A 15,902-nucleotide genomic window follows, 5' to 3' on the forward strand; every position below is an offset into this window, starting at 1 on the left:
GTTCTGACGTTCTAACCCGCTTCTCGCCGACCGGCGCCACCCCAACGCCACACGGCGGCACTGTCGCCACTACCACTCACCTTTCAAATCATGACGGCCACAAGTCCTTTGTGGCCGTCACCGGACTGTGGTTGTGTTGGCGACGTTCGCCGCGCGCTGCACGTGGAAGCTTGCTAACCTCTGCAGTGACACCCGCGAACGCACGTTCTTTCACCCGCCCCCCAACAATACATGCCACATCGGATGCGCAACGCATGACATGACGTGAATTTCGTTTCCTGTTTCATGAGGCAATGGCGTCGCCGCTCAGCGCAGGACTCTCGAATCCCTCGCGAAATCCATGTGTTGGCTAACGCTCATATTGCTAAAGGCTTTTCTAAAATATTCTCCAGCCGTTTGCCACACTGACATGGCCAGCCCCTCCCCCGCTCGCACTCACGCTTTGGGCTGACTTCTCTGCCGCTCACCCCGACAGTTCGCGATACGTGTTGCATCGAATCGGCGCGCCCGGCTCTCGTTGGTCACACGCCTGCATCGTAAAGATGAAAGGTAGCCATCATGTCGATACAAAAGCTCGAGGAGCTCAGAATTGCACTGGTCATGAATGGCGGTGTCAGTCTCGCGGTGTGGATAGGCGGCGTCACCAATGAAATCTGGCGTTTGGTCAACCAGACGCATCCGGTATATCGCGAGATCCTGAGACTCACGAACACCGTCGCATCAGTCGACGTGATCAGTGGAACGAGCGCAGGCGGTATCAACGGTGCCGCGCTCGCGCTATCCATGGTGTACGGAGGTCAGTTCGACGAATTGCGCAAGATATGGCTCGAATGCGGCGCATTTGAAGACTTGCTTCGCTCTCCGTTCGAGACCAATCCTGGATCGATTCTTCGAGGCGACGCATACTTTCTTCCACATATCGAAGCCTCTCTAACTGAAATTGCCAGTGGTCCCACGTTCAATCCAGCGAGCGAACTCCCGATTGACCTACAGCTGACGACGACCTTGCTGACAGGCCGTCGCGTGCAGACGGTGGACTCGCTTGGAGTAAAGGTACAAGACGTTGATTACCGCGGCCGGTTCCATTTCAAACGCGGCCCACAGATCGAAGATGACTTCGCCGACCGCACTCCCTTAATTAAGGCGCTGTCGCGAGCGGCGCGTTCGACCTCGTCATTTCCCTTTGCATTCGAACCATCGGTTATCGAAACGGGAGAGGACGCGCGCCTGTTCGATGCAATCGGCAACCCTTTGACCGTCAAGCGCCATGTTATTGACGGCGGCATTCTCGACAATAAACCGATTCGCGGTGCGCTGCAGGCGATCTTCCACATGAGACGCACCGGCAGCGTTCGACGTGTCCTTGCTTATATCAACCCGGATCCGGGCGACGGCCCGCGGCCGCGCACTACCCAAAAGATGCCGTCGCTTGCATCGGTTATGTCCGCGAGCCTGCTCGGTATTCCGCAATCGCAAAGCATCACCGATCAGCTCGAAGAAATTGCCGAACACAATCATGCCGTCCAGACTCGACGCAGCAGCGTGCTGAATGTTATTCACACAGGTCGGCCAAATGGCCTCCTTGCCAAGCGAATGTTTACCGTGTATCGCAAGCGCCGCATTGCCAACACATGCCAGCTCTTTGTCTTCACTTTGTTTCCATCGATTACGTCGACTGAATCGGAGAAGGCCGAGCTGCCCGCCAAGGCAAAGAACGATAAAGCAAAATCCGGCAACCCGTCGCTTGACGAACTCGAAGATGCCCTTTCCGTGATGGGTAAGCAAAGTCGCGCCGCCATGCAACTCACGTTCGAGAACATTCACTGGAATACCTGGATTCCAACAAAATGGCCTGCGCTTCCCAGCGCTCCGGAAAATGAGAACTCCGATAAATGGGCATGGGGAATGTACCCCGTGGAGTTTTTCTCACGCGTGTCACTGGATGTGCTGAGACTCACTCAAAAACTGTCTGATATTTCGAGCTCGCTCGATGAACTCGCGAACGAGATCCAGCACGCGCACCAATTGCGTCTGGGTCTCCCAGCTGATGCAACTCGTGGCGCCGCCGAGCCGTACGCACCTTCTGGCACCCCGCACATCGACGATAGTTTTGGCACGTGGAGTGATCCGGATATTCCTTCAAATGCGCAGACGCGCCATGGCCGCAAGCTGGACGATCCATTGAGCAGGCTGTGGAGACGCGCCTACCGGATTATCGCTCTTATCAAAGCCACACAAAATAAAGAGGATGAAGACTGGAAACCTGGCACGCTAGCGTTGCTCGAGAAAATTGCCAACATGCGCAAAGCCGCACAACGAGGAAATACGGCGCCCGGAAATTATGCCTATATTCCGGATGAACACGACTTCAGGCAATTGTTCAGTTTCCTGGACGTCCCGTCCCGACGCAGGCGGTGTGCCCGGCTCGCTTATCTGGCGGCACGTCTGGTGCAAGCAACGTGTCGCGAAGCATATCGGATCGCCAGCGATTTGAGGAATACGGAAATCGTTGTGCTAAGTCGTGAAAACCTCGAGGCGCAGACGCTCAGACGTCACAAGAAGATTTGTGAAATGAGTAACATTGATGTTGCAGTGCTTTCCGATGTCGAAGCATACGTCAAGTTCGTCAGCGGCACCCGGGTAACCCGTCAGATCCTCACGCAAGCAACGCACGAGAGCGACGAGTGGACCTATGCGTTTGAGCAGCCGGTTTCCGTTGCCGTCTTTAGACTGCTGCAACTTGAAGTGATCGAGTACTCCCTCAACGACCGCGACGAATTGGCAGACGACACGCTAGTCGAATTTGTCCAGATCAGCGGCGACTCGAAGAGTCCACTGTCCACGTCCGACTATGCCGATGCCAAGCGCAAGCTCCTCGGACTTCAGGTTGCGCACTTTGCGGCGTTCTACAAACAATCGTGGCGCGCCAACGACTGGACGTTCGGCCGACTCGACGGTTCGGAAAGACTGATCAAGATTCTGCTCAATCCGGAACGCCTGCAGATGCGATATTTCGATGCAGCGACGGCCGTCAAGGACATCAAGAACATCGCGCTGGAGTCCGTGTCGTCGAGTACGCTAAAAGCGTTTCTAAGCGATCGATGGAACAGGGAGAACTACGAAATTTCGATGACGCGGGAACTGCAGTTTCTGGACAACAACACGTCACGCCTGCCGGACGTATTGCCTGTATGCGCTGAAGTACTCACGCTAAGACTGCATATGGGCATTCTCCACGACGAACTGCCGCATGTGATGAGATCCGTTAAGGCCGATCAGGACGCGGGAGCGAACCCCCGTTGCCGTGGCAGTTCCCTGCTCTATAGCCTGGGGTCGACCGACTCGATGCCGGTGCCGCCGATAAGCCCGAAGCAGGCGGCGGACGCACTCAAGGAAGGCTTGATCGCAGACGAACGTCTGATGGATGAGGTTGGCTCAGATCTCTTCACACGCACGCTCGCCCACACGCTTGCGGCCACCCAGGGGACGCTTGCGAGCGGCGCTGCGAAGCTAGGCCCGCTGAGCGTACTGTCGGCCTCGCTGCGCACGCCCATCGTCGGCTTTTATCTGGCAGCGCGGGGATTAACCTACCAATCGCGCACAAGTGCAGCACTGAACGGTGGCGTGCTGGCTGTGGGCATCGTTCTGGTGCTGATCCATCTGCTTTCACTCAAACTGCTCCCAGGCGGCGGCGTTGACCCCGCTAGCACCCCTATGAGCTCGGGAACCGGGACGGAAATACCGGGCATCTTCGCGACGTTTGGCTGGGCGCTGTTCGCTTACGGCCTTGCGATGACGATTCTCAGGCGATTGTCGTGGCTACTCGTGGCGGTGGCGGTAGCGATCATCGTCTACGCAGCGAGTCACTCCCCTGACTCACCCCCCGGTGCGCTGTTTGTGCTCACATGCATTGCTACACTTGCGCTGGTCAGCACGCGCTACGTATGGCTTCAAACCGTAGTAGGGCTTTGTGCGATTCTTGCCGCAGGCGCTGCCGCAACTGGAAAAGTCGGCTGCATGGGCGACTGGGCCTTATGGCGACTGCGACTACTCACGGGTTCGCCAGATTGCCCGCTGCCGCGCCCATCAGACGACACATTCTTCCTCAGTATCATTGTGGTGCTCACGCTCATCCTTGCCATCATGCAGGAAACGCGTTTGCGCAGAGGTAAAAAGAGCGCGAACGGCAAACGCGGTAACTGACGATGGGACTTTATATTCATACTGGCGCGTGCTTAAACCGGTATTCGTCCGTCGCTGCGTTCGCATGGGACGACTTGCTCACCCGTATTTCAACGGCGCGGAACTTCACGTCAACGGCGGGCCGCACGTGTGATCGGCGAGAGGAGCGGATCAAACCGACGCAGGCGAACCGCGTGAGCGCGTAAAATGAGCGGTCCCTAGCCCGGCGCTATAACGGCCCGGCCGTTCACCCTTCGCTCACCGCCCGCATGACCACCTCTGCCGACGCCACGCCCAGCCCAGCCAACACCACCGATCCCGACATCATTCACGAAGAGCGCCTGTGGCGCGATAGCGGATGGACGTGTCGCGTGATCAAAAATGAGGATGACGACGGCTGGGCCGTTGAGATGACCAAAGACGGCGAAGCGGAACCCGCGCTCGTCGGGCCCTGGACCATGGGGCGAGACAAAAGGAATCCGAAGCCGCTTGACGTCTCCGCCTTCAATACGCTCGTCAAGACCGCATCCGAAGTGCTGCGTCGCCACGAACAGCAATTGCATGCGCAGCTTCACAAGCAGGTCTGGGTCGACACGGCCGACGACCGTATCAGCGTGACACTCGACATCGTCCCCGACGACGACGACCCTCACGCGCTGCTCGCCGCCGAGAACGCTTCCGGCGAAACGCTCGCCAACGTGCGGGTCGCGCCGACGTTCAAGCTGTCAACCCGCAGCGCATCAGACTGGATCGAAAGCGGCTATGCAAAGCCGCGATGACGGCGCATCGAGGATGACCACACGCTAGCCGCGCGGGACCGGTCGGCCGGAACGCAGCCTCGTCATCCGCGCGGCCCTTCGAAGCGCTGACATGTGAACATCGACAGATCCACACGGCTCGCGCCTTGTGTGATGCGTTCGGCCAACGCCTCGCCGATCGCACTCGCGAACTTGAAGCCATGCCCCGAAAATCCGGCTGCAATCTGCACGTTCGGGCTGGCCGGCAACCGGTCGATAATGAAATGGGTGTCCGGCGTCATGTCGTACTCACAGACCCTGCCCCTGCGCATCGCTCCGACACCAGGCAAATGCAACCGCAAGAACGCCTGCAAGTCGGATAGATCGGTCGCTTCGTCCCCGAACGGGGCAAGATCCGCGTCCACCGCGACAGGCTCGCCGGCATCGTGGCGCCCGATCTTGAAACCGCTGCCTTCGAGATCGGGAAATCCATAGAACTGACCGACATCCGATCCGGCGATAAAGCCAGGAAAAACATCTGGCGTAAAAGCGTTCGGAGCGGATTCAAACCACGCGAAGCTCTTGCGGACCCGGGTGACCGGAATATCGAACCCCACAGACGCAAGCAACGGACGCGTCCACTTGCCGGCGCACACGATCAGATCGCGGCCGGTGAAGCGTTCGCCGTTGTCAGTGACGACGCTGACACTGCTTTGCCCATGCAATTCAATGCTCGCGACCCGCGTATTCGTGCGCAGCGTCGCGCCGCGCGAGGCCGCGAGGTCGCGATAGCCGCGGATCGCACGCTCGCAATACAGCACACCTGCGTCGGGTTCGAAGCTCACGACATGGTTATCCGCAAGCCGCCATGCTGGCCACCGTTTGCTGGCCTCGGGGCCGTCGAGCGTTTCCAATGGCAGTCCGTGCTCGACCGCGCTGCGCTGCACCTCTTGCAGAAAAGTGTCACCGGCCTTTCCGATGTTGGTGATGCCGGTGCGCGCAAAGAGGTTCGCGCCTGTGTGCTGCTCCAGTTCGAGCCAAAGCTGTTGGGCGCGCAATGCGAGCGGAACATATCCCGCGCCCTCCCCATACGCGTGGCGGATAAGACGCGTACTGCCGTGATGCGCGCCCGCTTCGTGAGGCGGAACACCCGCGTCGAGCAACAGCACCTTGTTTCCGGCCTTGCTCAAGTAATATCCGGCCGCGATGCCCATCGAACCCGCGCCAACAATGAGCGTGTCGAAAGCGCGGCCGCCGACCTTTAGATCGTGAGCCGATGCGTGCTGGGCGCTGATGGGTTGCACGGTCTCCTCCTCCCCTGGTTATCCGGATGTTGCGCGATGCGGATAGTCACGGCTCACATCGCAGATCCTTTTTGGGCACCGCGATAATCACCGGGTAAGTTGAGCCGTGTTCGAGTTCGATACGCGCCACGACGGCCATCGTCGTGCTGTCGATCGTGTCGTACACGCTGACCTTCTCATGGCTCAGCCTCGTGACGCCGGTACACCCGGTCGCGCGCCCTTCGTCGGAAACCTGGCATTGAATGTCATGGTCCGTCACGTAGCGATATTTGTCTCTATCCGGGGTCGCCAGATATTCATGCAGACTCTCTACCGACCCGCCGACGCCGGTCACGTACCCGATGTCGCACGGCAGTTGCGAAGAATCGCCGCCGCTGGATGTCTGAGCTATCGCAGCCGTGCTAGCAGCCGCGATCACCGCGGCGAATGTCGATGCAAGGAGGAATTTCATGGCGCATGCGTGCTTGTCGGATCAAAGTCCGGATTGTAGTGGCATCTTGCGCAACGGGTCCAACAAACAGAACAACGGCCGCCACCGCCAGTCAGCGCGACCGCACGGACGGCTCATCGCGAATGGTCAGCTCCATGAAACCGGTGTGCGGGTCGAGCTCCCGCGAGAAGCGATGTTCCGGGAGCGGCGCGAACAACAGCTCGGCGGTCGTCCGGACCTTGCATCCGTGCCCCACATGGCCGCCGAAGACTTGCCCGCGCGCGTCGGCCACGGACATATGCAGGTGCGCGCCATCCGGCGAAACCGAACCGGCAAGCGTCAATATCTCGAGGTCGCCCGATATTTCGGTGAGGATTTCGGCCCCGGCGAATCGAACGTGCGCGACGTTGAGGCTTCCGATTCCCTGAATGACGAAAGCTGCGTGCCACTCGCGCTGACGCAGCACGTCTTCGATGGCGACGCGCAAATCGTCGCCGGGTGAAAGGCGGATTGGATAGGCTTGCATGATCGGTCACGGATTTGAGGTTGCGGCACAGGTTAAGTCCGAACCCGGCTGGCTGCAAGCCGCAGCGAACCGACACGCCGGATCGCCGTTTGCAGAGAGTGCGCCAATCGCATGATTTGCTCCGTTGCACGAAAGAATGGGTTGCGTCGATCAGCACACTATCTTTCAACGAAACGATCAGGAAGGCGGATGGACGAATCATCGCGTTGCCTGTGAAGCAACGCGATATCCGCACAAAAAATGCGGTCGACATCACTCGTAGAATGGCGTCGGGGTCGGTCAATACGTGTTCAGGCTCCCTCCCGTGAGCGGCGGAACCATTCATCGAAACCGATGCGACCGAGGCGCGCATCGCCCAGCGGCACCAGCGATCGATCGTCGACCTTGCCGCCGAAGTATCGGGCGTCGGGGTCACGCACCACTTCACGCGGATCGCCGGCTGCCTTCAGATAACGCGCGACGATCTCATTGAACGGCCCCCGTTCGGGCCCCGCGATCTCGACAATGCCGTTCTTCGGCGCCGCAAGCGCGGCATCCGCGACAAACGCGGCGACGTCGTCCGACGCAATCGGCTGGAACAGGCCCGGCGAAATCCTGATGACGTTGCCGATCGCACTGCTATCCGCAATGCCACCGAGGAATTCGAAGAACTGGGTCGAGCGGACGATGGTGTACGGCATGCCCGATTTCGCAATCCGCTTTTCCTGCGCGACCTTGGCACGAAAATAGCCGTTCTCGGGCGTCCGTTCGATGCCGACAATCGATAGCGCGACATGATGCCGAATGCCGGCCGCGGCCCCCCGCCGCGAGCACGTTGCGACTGGATGTCTCGAAGAACTCAAGCACCGCCTTGTCTTCAAACGAAGGCGAATTTGCAAGATCGACGACCACCTGCGCGCCCGCCATCGCCTGCTCAAGCCCCTCGCCCGTGATCACGTTGACGCCGTTTTTCAGCGACGCGGGGATGACTTCATGGCCGGCTTCGCGAAGAAGGGAGACAGTCTTCGAACCGATCAGACCCGTGCCGCCGATGACAATGATTTTCATGACTCGCCCTCGCCTGTTGTGACGACACGAGCCCCTGAAGGGGCCCGTGTGCCACTGGGGAAGCTTTGACAGTGCGCATGCGCGGCCCCGGTCGGACGGGTCCGCGACGTGTGCTGCAGAGTCTTGAGAATAGGCCGGATAAAGGCAAACGCAAGCTGCCGGCGCATCATCCGTATCGTTCCGTTCAGCGCAGTGGCCTGAAACTCACGCGCACCTCTTCCGAGAAAACCTGCGGCTGCTCCCATGCGGCAAAATGCCCGCCTTTCGGCAGGCGGTTGTAGTGAATCAGCTTGGGATAGGCCTTTTCGGTCCAACTGCGCGGCGCGGCATAGATCTCATCCGGAAAGACGCTGACCGCAACCGGAATCGCGACGTGCTTAGGCGCGAAAAAGTTGAGCTTGTTTTCCCAATACAGTCGGGCCGACGAGACTCCCGTATTCGTCAGCCAATAGAGCGTGATGTTGTCGAGGATATCGTCGCGCGTCAGCCCTTCCCGCTGGCCATCGAACACGCGTGCGATAAGCGCCTGACTGGCTGCATCGTGGTCGATCATCCACGCGGCGAGACCGATCGGCGAATCTTCGATTGCATACAGCGTCTGCGGTCGGTTCGCCATCTCCTGCGCGTAGCCCAGACCGTGCTTGTAGAAAAAGTCGAGCTGATCGAACGCGTGCCGCTCGTCAGGTGACAGATCAGCTGGCGGCGGATTGCCGTACTTCAGCGCCTCCGCGATGTTGTCCGGTACGGTGGCCGGCATGTTGGTATGAATGGCGAGCAATCCCGGCGGCGCGAGAAGCGCCATCTGTTCGGTTACCGCATTGCCCCAGTCGCCGCCTTGCGCGACATAACGCGTATAACCAAGGCGCTTCATCAACGTGACCCATGCGCGTGCGATGCGCTGCGGGTCCCAACCCGTCGTCGTCGGCTTGCCGGAAAAGCCATAGCCAGGCAGCGACGGAATCACGACATCGAACGCGTCCGAGGCGCTGCCGCCATGGGCCGTCGGGTTGGTCAGCGGATCGATGATCTTCAGTTGTTCGATGATCGAGCCCGGCCAACCGTGCGTCACGATGATCGGCAATGCGTTCTCGTGCTTCGAACGCACGTGGATGAAATGAATGTCGAGACCATCGACCTCGGTGACGAACTGCGGCAACGCGTTGAGTCTCGCTTCGACGTTGCGCCAGTTGTAGTCGGTGCTCCAGTAGCGCGCGAGGTTCTGCATGGTCGCAAGCTGCACGCCCTGGCTTGCATCGGTGGCCGTTTCGCGCTCGGGCCACCGCGTCGCCTTGATGCGCCGGCGCAAATCAGCCAGTTGCGAATCGGGGACGCGCACATGGAGCGGACGGATCGCGCTTTGATCGCCACCGGCCGCGGGAGCAACCTCAGTGATCGATTGATTCGTGTCCGCAAACGCGAACTGACTGAGTGCGCTCGCGGCGACGGTCGCGGCCGCCACGCCGAGGAAGCGGCGGCGCGACGGCGTTTCGGGAAGGGGATGGGTCGACATACAAGCTCCTGTTTGCATTCGTTGACTGTGAATCGCTGTTCACAGTAGATGACGACGCAATTGTGCGTATGCACTAACAGAAGCGTAAATACCCGCAGGAGTACAACACTTTTACGCGCCGAGAACAAAGGCCCATCAGAAGATGCATGACACCGGTCGCTTTTCCCGCCGACCTGATGCCGTGACATGCACGAACGGGAAGAATGCTAACGTTTCCATCGAACAGGTCAAACAGGCAGATTCATTTCAGTTTCGAACAATCATGTGAAGCGGAATTACGCATCCTGAAACGCATCCATCGTGGCCATGTGCGTCAGCGCACATAACGATAAACGCTGTGACGTTCTTTTTTCCGATGCGCCTATCGTTTACTTGCATATCACTTACGGTCGTCGGCGAGGAACGAAATGGACCCTTCCCAGTTTTCCGATTCGACTCGGGCTGAACTCAACTTCGTAGCTATCCTGAACGTCGGCAGCAAGGGACCGGCTGTACGGCGTGTTCAGGAGTGGCTATCGCTGCACGGATTTGGCACCGCAATCGACGGCGACTTCGGCAGCGCGACCGGCGCGGCGCTCAACCACTTCAAGGCCGTGAATCATCTTCCGCCGAACGGCACGGTGGACCGGGATACATGGGCCGCGCTCGTCGCTCCGATGACCGTCGTCTTGCAAGGGGGTATCGCATCGACGTTGCCGCAGCGCATAGAGGAAGTCGCCAACCGGCATCTCGCGTCAAAAGCGCGCGAAGTGGGCGGTGACAATTGCGGCCCGTGGGTTCGTCTTTATACCGGCGGTCATGAAGGGACCGAGTGGAAATGGTGCGCCGGCTTCGTCAGTTTCATTCTGAAACAGGCGACCACCGAGTTGCAGTGCGCAATGCCCGTTCCAGGTTCGCTATCGTGCGACAGCCTGGCCGCGCAAGGCGACAAAGCGGGCCGACTGATCAAGGGCAGCACCTTGGGCCCGGGCCAATGGCAGCGCCTGGGTCCGACTTATATCTTTCTCGTGCGCCGCACCGATAGCGACTGGATGCATACCGGCCTGGGCTTTGACGGACAGCCGGACCATTTCGACACGATCGAAGGCAATACCAACGACGACGGCAGCGCCAACGGCTATGAAGTCGCCGCACGCGTCAGGTCGGCGAAGGAAAAGGATTTCATCGTGGTCCAGTAGCGCGAACTCCGGGCAGCATCTGCAAGGAGACACAAGCGCGCCTATGAAGACCGCGGGGGGAGAACGCCATGAGCGATGCGCAGCACGACAGCGCGAAGGAAAGCGATCGCCGAAGCCGGCGCGCACGCGCTCGACTCTCGGCCGATCTCGCGCGCGCCGAAGCAATGGTCGAAGCTGCGGCGGACGACGGCATCGAGCTCGAGAGCGAGGATGTCGCGGTCATCCGGGCCGCAAGCGGCGTGGTCGATCGCGGCGCGTGGAGCGACGCATGGGAAACCGGCTTCTATGGCACGATCGGCCGCATTGAAAAATCCGTGCACTACCCGAGCTTCCAGGTTTTCAAGGATATGAAATCGAGCGACGAACTGCTTTCGCATGCGTCGCTGACGGGTCTACCCCTTGCGAGCCACGATATCGAGGCGCTGACGCAGGCGCGCGTTGCGCGCATCGAGCACAACTGGAACGCGCAAATCGAATCGGAATACTACGCCGCGCTCAACCGTATCTCGAAGGGCGTGCGTCCTGTCGCCGCTGCCACGTCGGGCAAGGAGGCGTATCGAGGCGCACGGCGGGCGATCAGGATCTATACGCTCACCGCAATCTCGCTAACGATTCTCGTGGTCGGACTATCGTGTCTGCTCTTCACCGTGAACCAGATTTCCGACGACGTGCAGCGAATCGTCACGATCAACGATGCTTCGGCGATGGCGTTGCACAACCAGTTGTTGAGCTATCAGTCGAACATCATCGAAATGCGGCAGGGTGAGGAACGCGAAATCCGCAAGGTAGCGGGTTCCGCGATACAAACACACGACCGGTCACAGGACACGGAGGAAATGGTGATCGCGGCGCACGAAAAAGCATCGGGCGATCTGCGGCAGCTCAGCAATGCACAACCCGCGATTCAGATCAAACATCTGTTGCAGGAATTCGCGACCAACAACCGCCAGTTGTACAACGACGTGACCCGCACACGGGGAATCGGCGATGCGTTGTTTCTGCCCGTGACGAATCCGTATACCGAGCCGCACTGCCCGCCTGCTTCGACGTGGGGTTCCTCCGGCCCACAGGTTGCGGACCATCCGCATGGCGCGTCTTCGCCGCCCCTGGCGAACTGGATATGCTCGAACAAACAGGTGCGCGCGAACCTTGAAATCAAGATCCCCATCATGGATGCCGACCGTGTCACGAACGACCACGACCAGACGCTCGCGCCTGAGAACGTCGTGGACGAAGGCTTTCAGAAAATCGCCGCGTACCAGGACATTCGCGCGATGGCGATGTACGGGCGCGAGATCGTTCTGTCACTGGTCGGTGCAGTCACCGGCTTCATCCTGCCCGTGCTCTATGCGTGGCTCGGCGCTTCCGCGGCGATTCTGCGCAAGATCAGGATCGAGACTGAAACGAGCACGTTTCATCCTGAGTATTCGAAGGTCGCAAACCGCGCGCACATCACCTGTGCAGTGATTGTCGGTATTGCTATCGGGCTTTTCAGCGACCTCGTACAGGGCGGCAAGAACATTTCACCGCTGGCGGTCGCGTTTATCGCGGGCTATGCGTCGGACAAGTTCTTCTATTTCGTCGATCGGCTGGTCGACGTGATCTTTCCGGCTCGCGCGCCAGGCAAGTCGGAACCGCCTCAAGTCGCGGCTCCGGTGGGGTCGGGCAGGGCAGCCGCGCGGGCGCAGTCGGAAGGCTGACAGCGCACCGCGCCGCTTTGCGCAACCTACGGCCATACGACCGCCGTAGGCTGCGCCGCTCCGCCATGCAACAACATCCGCATCGGGCCTCACTCACCTCAGGCCGCGTTGGCAACCCGCACCAGTTTCCGGTTGATAAATTCACCGATGCCCAGTTCCGACAGTTCGCGCCCGAATCCGGAATTCTTCACGCCGCCAAAAGGCAACCCCGGTGAATCAGCAAAGCACGAATTGATGTACACCATGCCGGCATCGATACGCGAGGCGACCTGTTTCGCGTGTTCGACATCGGTGTCGAAGACAAACGCGCCGAGGCCATACTTGCTGTCATTGGCCAGCGCGATCGCTTCCTCCTCGCTATTCACGATATAGAACGACAGCACCGGGCCGAAGGCCTCCTGCGGATAGAGCGGATTGTCCCTGGCGATATTCGTGATGATCGTCGGTTCGAGATAGAACCCGGCGCGGTCGACACGCTTGCCGCCGTGGACGATGGTTGCGCCAGCCGCCCGCGCATCCTCGATCTGCTTGAGCAGCCCTTCCAGCGCGCGTTCGCTGGAGATCGGGCCGAGCGCCGTGGTCGCGTCATTCGGATCGCCCACCTTGAGCGCCGCAAACCGCTGCTTCAACGCGGCCAGCATGGTTTCGCCGCGCTCCTTGCCCACCACGATCACCCGCTTGATGTTGACGCAGCCCTGCCCCGAGTTAAACGTGCGGCCCATCACGACCTGCTCGATCGCGAGGTCAAGGGAGGCGCCTTCCAGGATGAGCGCGGGATCGCTTCCGCCCAGTTCGAGGATCACTTTCTTCAGATTGCGTCCCGCGCGTTCAGCGACCGAAGCACCCGCTCTTTCGCTACCGGTGAGCGCAACGCCGCGGACGCGGAAATCTTCGACCAGCTTACCGATTTGCTCGATACTGCAAAAGAGATTGGTATAAACGCCTTCCGGCGCTCCCGCCTCTTCGAACAGCCGCGCAAACGCAAGCGCGCATTGCGGCACGTTTTCAGCATGCTTCATCAACACGACGTTGCCTGCGACCAGTTGCGTCGCGGCCACGCGGGCCAGTTGGTAGTATGGAAAATTCCACGGCTCGATGGCAAGAATGACGCCAATCGGCTCGGCGACCACGGTCGCGCCGGGCTCTCCGGGCAACGCCTGGGGTGCGAGGAATTTTTCACCGTTCGTCGCATAGTAGTCGAGGATATCGGCGACGAGATCGACTTCCGCGTAACTTTGGCCGATGACCTTACCCATTTCCAGCGTCGGATAGGTCGCGTATTCATCGCGCTTCTCACGCAGAATCTGAGCAGCACGACCGACGATCCGCGCCCGTTCGGCCACGGACCGGTTTTTCCAGTCGTCGTGGTAACGTTGATGCGCGGTCGCCAGCGCCGCGAAGACCTGTTCATCGGATTGCAGCGGAAATTCCTCGACTACTTTTCCTGTAGCCGGATTGATAGTGCGAAAGCTCACGGTCTGCTCCTTGGAAGCAACTTAATCTTCAGTGTTCGGATGAGTTAACCGGCCTATTTCGAAACCGATTTCGATCCTATGTTATAGGCTGTTTTGAGTATTTTCAAGGAACTATTGGGTAGGCGTACGAAATCGTTTTTTATCGAATCTGCAACAATCGGATGCGCTTCACCGCGAGCCCGATGCGCGCATCGTCCAGACCACCGCTTTCAACGCATGCAGCCGCCTGCTCCGGCCACGCTCAGCTTGCCTCAAGGGGCAAGGACGATTCGGCGGACGAGGTCTGCGTGCGACTCACATACTGCAACGCCCTGTCGCGCAACGCGCGCTTCAGGATCTTCACACCGTTCGGTCCATCTTTCTGCGGAAATGAATCGACTGATACGATGTGTCGCGGCACCTCGGGACCCGCGATTGCCTGCCTGCAGTACGCGATCAATTCGCGCTCGGTCGCGGGTTTGTTCGACTTACGCACAAACGCGACAACCACCTCTCCTTCACTGTCGACAGGAACGCCGACGACCTGCGCGGCATCGACGCCGGGGTGCTGCTCGAGAAAAGCCTCGATCTCCGACGGGTCGACACGATTGCCACCCACGCGCAGCGCGTCTTCCATTCGCGCGAGGTAGCGGAACGTGCCGTGCTCAGCGCAGGCGAGATCGCCTGTTCTGAACCAGCCGTCTGCCGTCAACGCCGCCGACGTTGCCTTCGGGTCGTGCAGATAACCCGCCATCACGTTATAGCCGCGCAACTGCAGTTCACCCCGTTGGCCATCGCGCGACATCGCCCCGCTTTCAGGATCGACGATTCGAAAGGCTATTGCGGAAGAGATCGGTACGCCACCCGGCATGCCACGCTGCTGCGCGTCCGCGTTCGGCTCTTGCATGGCCACCACCCCCAGGCATTCGGACATTGCATACAACGCAGTGAGGCGCGACTTCCAGATTTTCCATCCTTGAGCAATGACCCGTTGCCCGAGGTTCCCATGTTCCGGGAAGGCGCCGCGGCACCATGTGGCAAGCGAAAAGTCCTCCGTGTTCAGCACCCCGTCCATCATCGCGTCCGTGCCGAAGAAATGCGTGACCCGATGCCGTTCGATAAGCGCTGCGGCAGCAGCGGCGTTAAAGGTCGGCATCAGTACACACGCCGCCCCCGACGCGAGCGCCGCGACTGCCTGCACAAATCCAAGCGCGCTACAAAGAGGCAGCGCGCAGCACACCACGTCCGCTTGCCGCATATCGTTGCAGCGGCCGACGTTGCGCGCATGTTTCGCGATGCCGCCCGCCGTGTGCACGGCGAGCCTGGATGTACCCGTTGTTCCGGACGTATCGAACGCGCAGAGCAAGTCCGTGTCCAGCCCCTCCCACCGTGGATACTGCCTGACCGCATTCCATTCAAAGGCATCAGACTGTGGGACTTCCACGATGTGCTGCACGGTGACACACGCAGCCTTGATTTCGGCGGCAGCAGCCACGTAGTCAAAATCCAGGAACTGCTGCGGCACCACCAGCACGCGTGCTTTCGCAGCCTTTACGACCCGCAACGCGTCGTGCAGCTTGAATTGCGCACTCACAGGAACCATCAGCGCTCCCAACTGCGCAATCGCGAGGAACAATTGCAGCCACACGCCGCCATCAGGCAACCATACGGCCACAATATCGCCTCGGCTGATTCCAAGGTCACGCAAGAAGTAGGCGGCTCGTCGCGACGCACTCCTGAGTTCGCCGCGGGTAATGGTTCGTTCGCCACTACGCAGCGCAATCAGATCGGCGTTGCCCGATCCGAGCAAATCAAATGCCATGACGCTCTCCCG

The 15,902-nt window shown here is 59.9% G+C and carries 10 protein-coding genes and 1 pseudogene; 4 read left to right on the top strand and 7 right to left on the bottom strand.

Going from position 1 to position 15,902, the window contains the following annotated elements; genetic code table 11:
- Positions 1-558: 558 nt before the first annotated feature.
- Both HV796_RS00060 and HV796_RS00065 read left to right on the top strand, forming a co-directional pair.
- A complete protein-coding gene (locus HV796_RS00060) occupies positions 559-4,203 on the top strand; it encodes a patatin-like protein (protein WP_175223970.1) in 3,645 nt (1,214 codons plus the stop codon).
- 248 nt (positions 4,204-4,451) lie between these two features.
- Positions 4,452-4,961 carry a hypothetical protein gene (locus HV796_RS00065; RefSeq protein ID WP_175223972.1) on the top strand — a complete coding sequence of 170 codons (510 nt, stop codon included), beginning with the start codon at positions 4,452-4,454 and terminating at the stop codon, positions 4,959-4,961.
- A 62-nt stretch (positions 4,962-5,023) separates the two neighbouring features.
- On the opposite strand, the gene solA is transcribed toward HV796_RS00065, so the two are convergent.
- The 5 genes and pseudogenes from solA to HV796_RS00090 all read right to left on the bottom strand — a co-directional run bounded on the left by solA (position 5,024) and on the right by HV796_RS00090 (position 9,736).
- Positions 5,024-6,223: an N-methyl-L-tryptophan oxidase gene (solA, locus tag HV796_RS00070; protein ID WP_217477811.1), complete on the bottom strand. Its 1,200-nt coding sequence runs from the start codon at positions 6,221-6,223 to the stop codon at positions 5,024-5,026.
- A gap of 46 nt (positions 6,224-6,269) precedes the next feature.
- Positions 6,270-6,674 carry a hypothetical protein gene (locus HV796_RS00075; protein ID WP_175223974.1) on the bottom strand — a complete coding sequence of 135 codons (405 nt, stop codon included), beginning with the start codon at positions 6,672-6,674 and terminating at the stop codon, positions 6,270-6,272.
- A 91-nt stretch (positions 6,675-6,765) separates the two neighbouring features.
- Positions 6,766-7,179: a PPC domain-containing DNA-binding protein gene (locus HV796_RS00080; RefSeq protein ID WP_175223975.1), complete on the bottom strand. Its 414-nt coding sequence runs from the start codon at positions 7,177-7,179 to the stop codon at positions 6,766-6,768.
- Between the two features lie 290 nt (positions 7,180-7,469).
- Positions 7,470-8,226 (bottom strand): annotated as a pseudogene (locus tag HV796_RS00085) (SDR family oxidoreductase).
- 184 nt (positions 8,227-8,410) lie between these two features.
- Positions 8,411-9,736 (bottom strand): epoxide hydrolase family protein, encoded by a 1,326-nt coding sequence (locus HV796_RS00090; RefSeq protein ID WP_175223977.1) that lies wholly within the window; start codon positions 9,734-9,736, stop codon positions 8,411-8,413.
- A 407-nt stretch (positions 9,737-10,143) separates the two neighbouring features.
- Between HV796_RS00090 and HV796_RS00095 the strand changes: the two genes are divergently transcribed.
- Positions 10,144-10,914: a peptidoglycan-binding domain-containing protein gene (locus tag HV796_RS00095; RefSeq protein ID WP_175223978.1), complete on the top strand. Its 771-nt coding sequence runs from the start codon at positions 10,144-10,146 to the stop codon at positions 10,912-10,914.
- Positions 10,915-10,982: 68 nt separating this feature from the next.
- Positions 10,983-12,614, top strand: a complete 1,632-nt coding sequence (locus HV796_RS00100; RefSeq protein WP_175223980.1) for a hypothetical protein — start codon at positions 10,983-10,985, stop codon at positions 12,612-12,614.
- 98 nt (positions 12,615-12,712) lie between these two features.
- Here HV796_RS00100 and HV796_RS00105 read toward each other — a convergent pair whose 3' ends face one another.
- Both HV796_RS00105 and HV796_RS00110 read right to left on the bottom strand, forming a co-directional pair.
- A complete protein-coding gene (locus HV796_RS00105; protein WP_175223982.1) occupies positions 12,713-14,089 on the bottom strand; it encodes an NAD-dependent succinate-semialdehyde dehydrogenase in 1,377 nt (458 codons plus the stop codon).
- Between the two features lie 241 nt (positions 14,090-14,330).
- A complete protein-coding gene (locus HV796_RS00110; protein ID WP_175223984.1) occupies positions 14,331-15,890 on the bottom strand; it encodes an AMP-binding protein in 1,560 nt (519 codons plus the stop codon).
- Between the last annotated feature and the right edge of the window lie 12 nt (positions 15,891-15,902).

Source organism: Paraburkholderia humisilvae, assembly GCF_902859855.1.
Classification (GTDB): domain Bacteria; phylum Pseudomonadota; class Gammaproteobacteria; order Burkholderiales; family Burkholderiaceae; genus Paraburkholderia; species Paraburkholderia humisilvae.

Coding starts and splice junctions, on each gene's coding strand:
- HV796_RS00090 (WP_175223977.1), bottom strand. CDS start 9,736: ATGTCGACCCATCCCCTTCCCGAAACGCCGTCGCGCCGCCGCTTCCTC.
- HV796_RS00100 (WP_175223980.1), top strand. CDS start 10,983: ATGAGCGATGCGCAGCACGACAGCGCGAAGGAAAGCGATCGCCGAAGC.
- HV796_RS00075 (WP_175223974.1), bottom strand. CDS start 6,674: ATGAAATTCCTCCTTGCATCGACATTCGCCGCGGTGATCGCGGCTGCT.
- HV796_RS00080 (WP_175223975.1), bottom strand. CDS start 7,179: ATGCAAGCCTATCCAATCCGCCTTTCACCCGGCGACGATTTGCGCGTC.
- HV796_RS00060 (WP_175223970.1), top strand. CDS start 559: ATGTCGATACAAAAGCTCGAGGAGCTCAGAATTGCACTGGTCATGAAT.
- HV796_RS00095 (WP_175223978.1), top strand. CDS start 10,144: ATGGACCCTTCCCAGTTTTCCGATTCGACTCGGGCTGAACTCAACTTC.
- HV796_RS00065 (WP_175223972.1), top strand. CDS start 4,452: ATGACCACCTCTGCCGACGCCACGCCCAGCCCAGCCAACACCACCGAT.
- HV796_RS00110 (WP_175223984.1), bottom strand. CDS start 15,890: ATGGCATTTGATTTGCTCGGATCGGGCAACGCCGATCTGATTGCGCTG.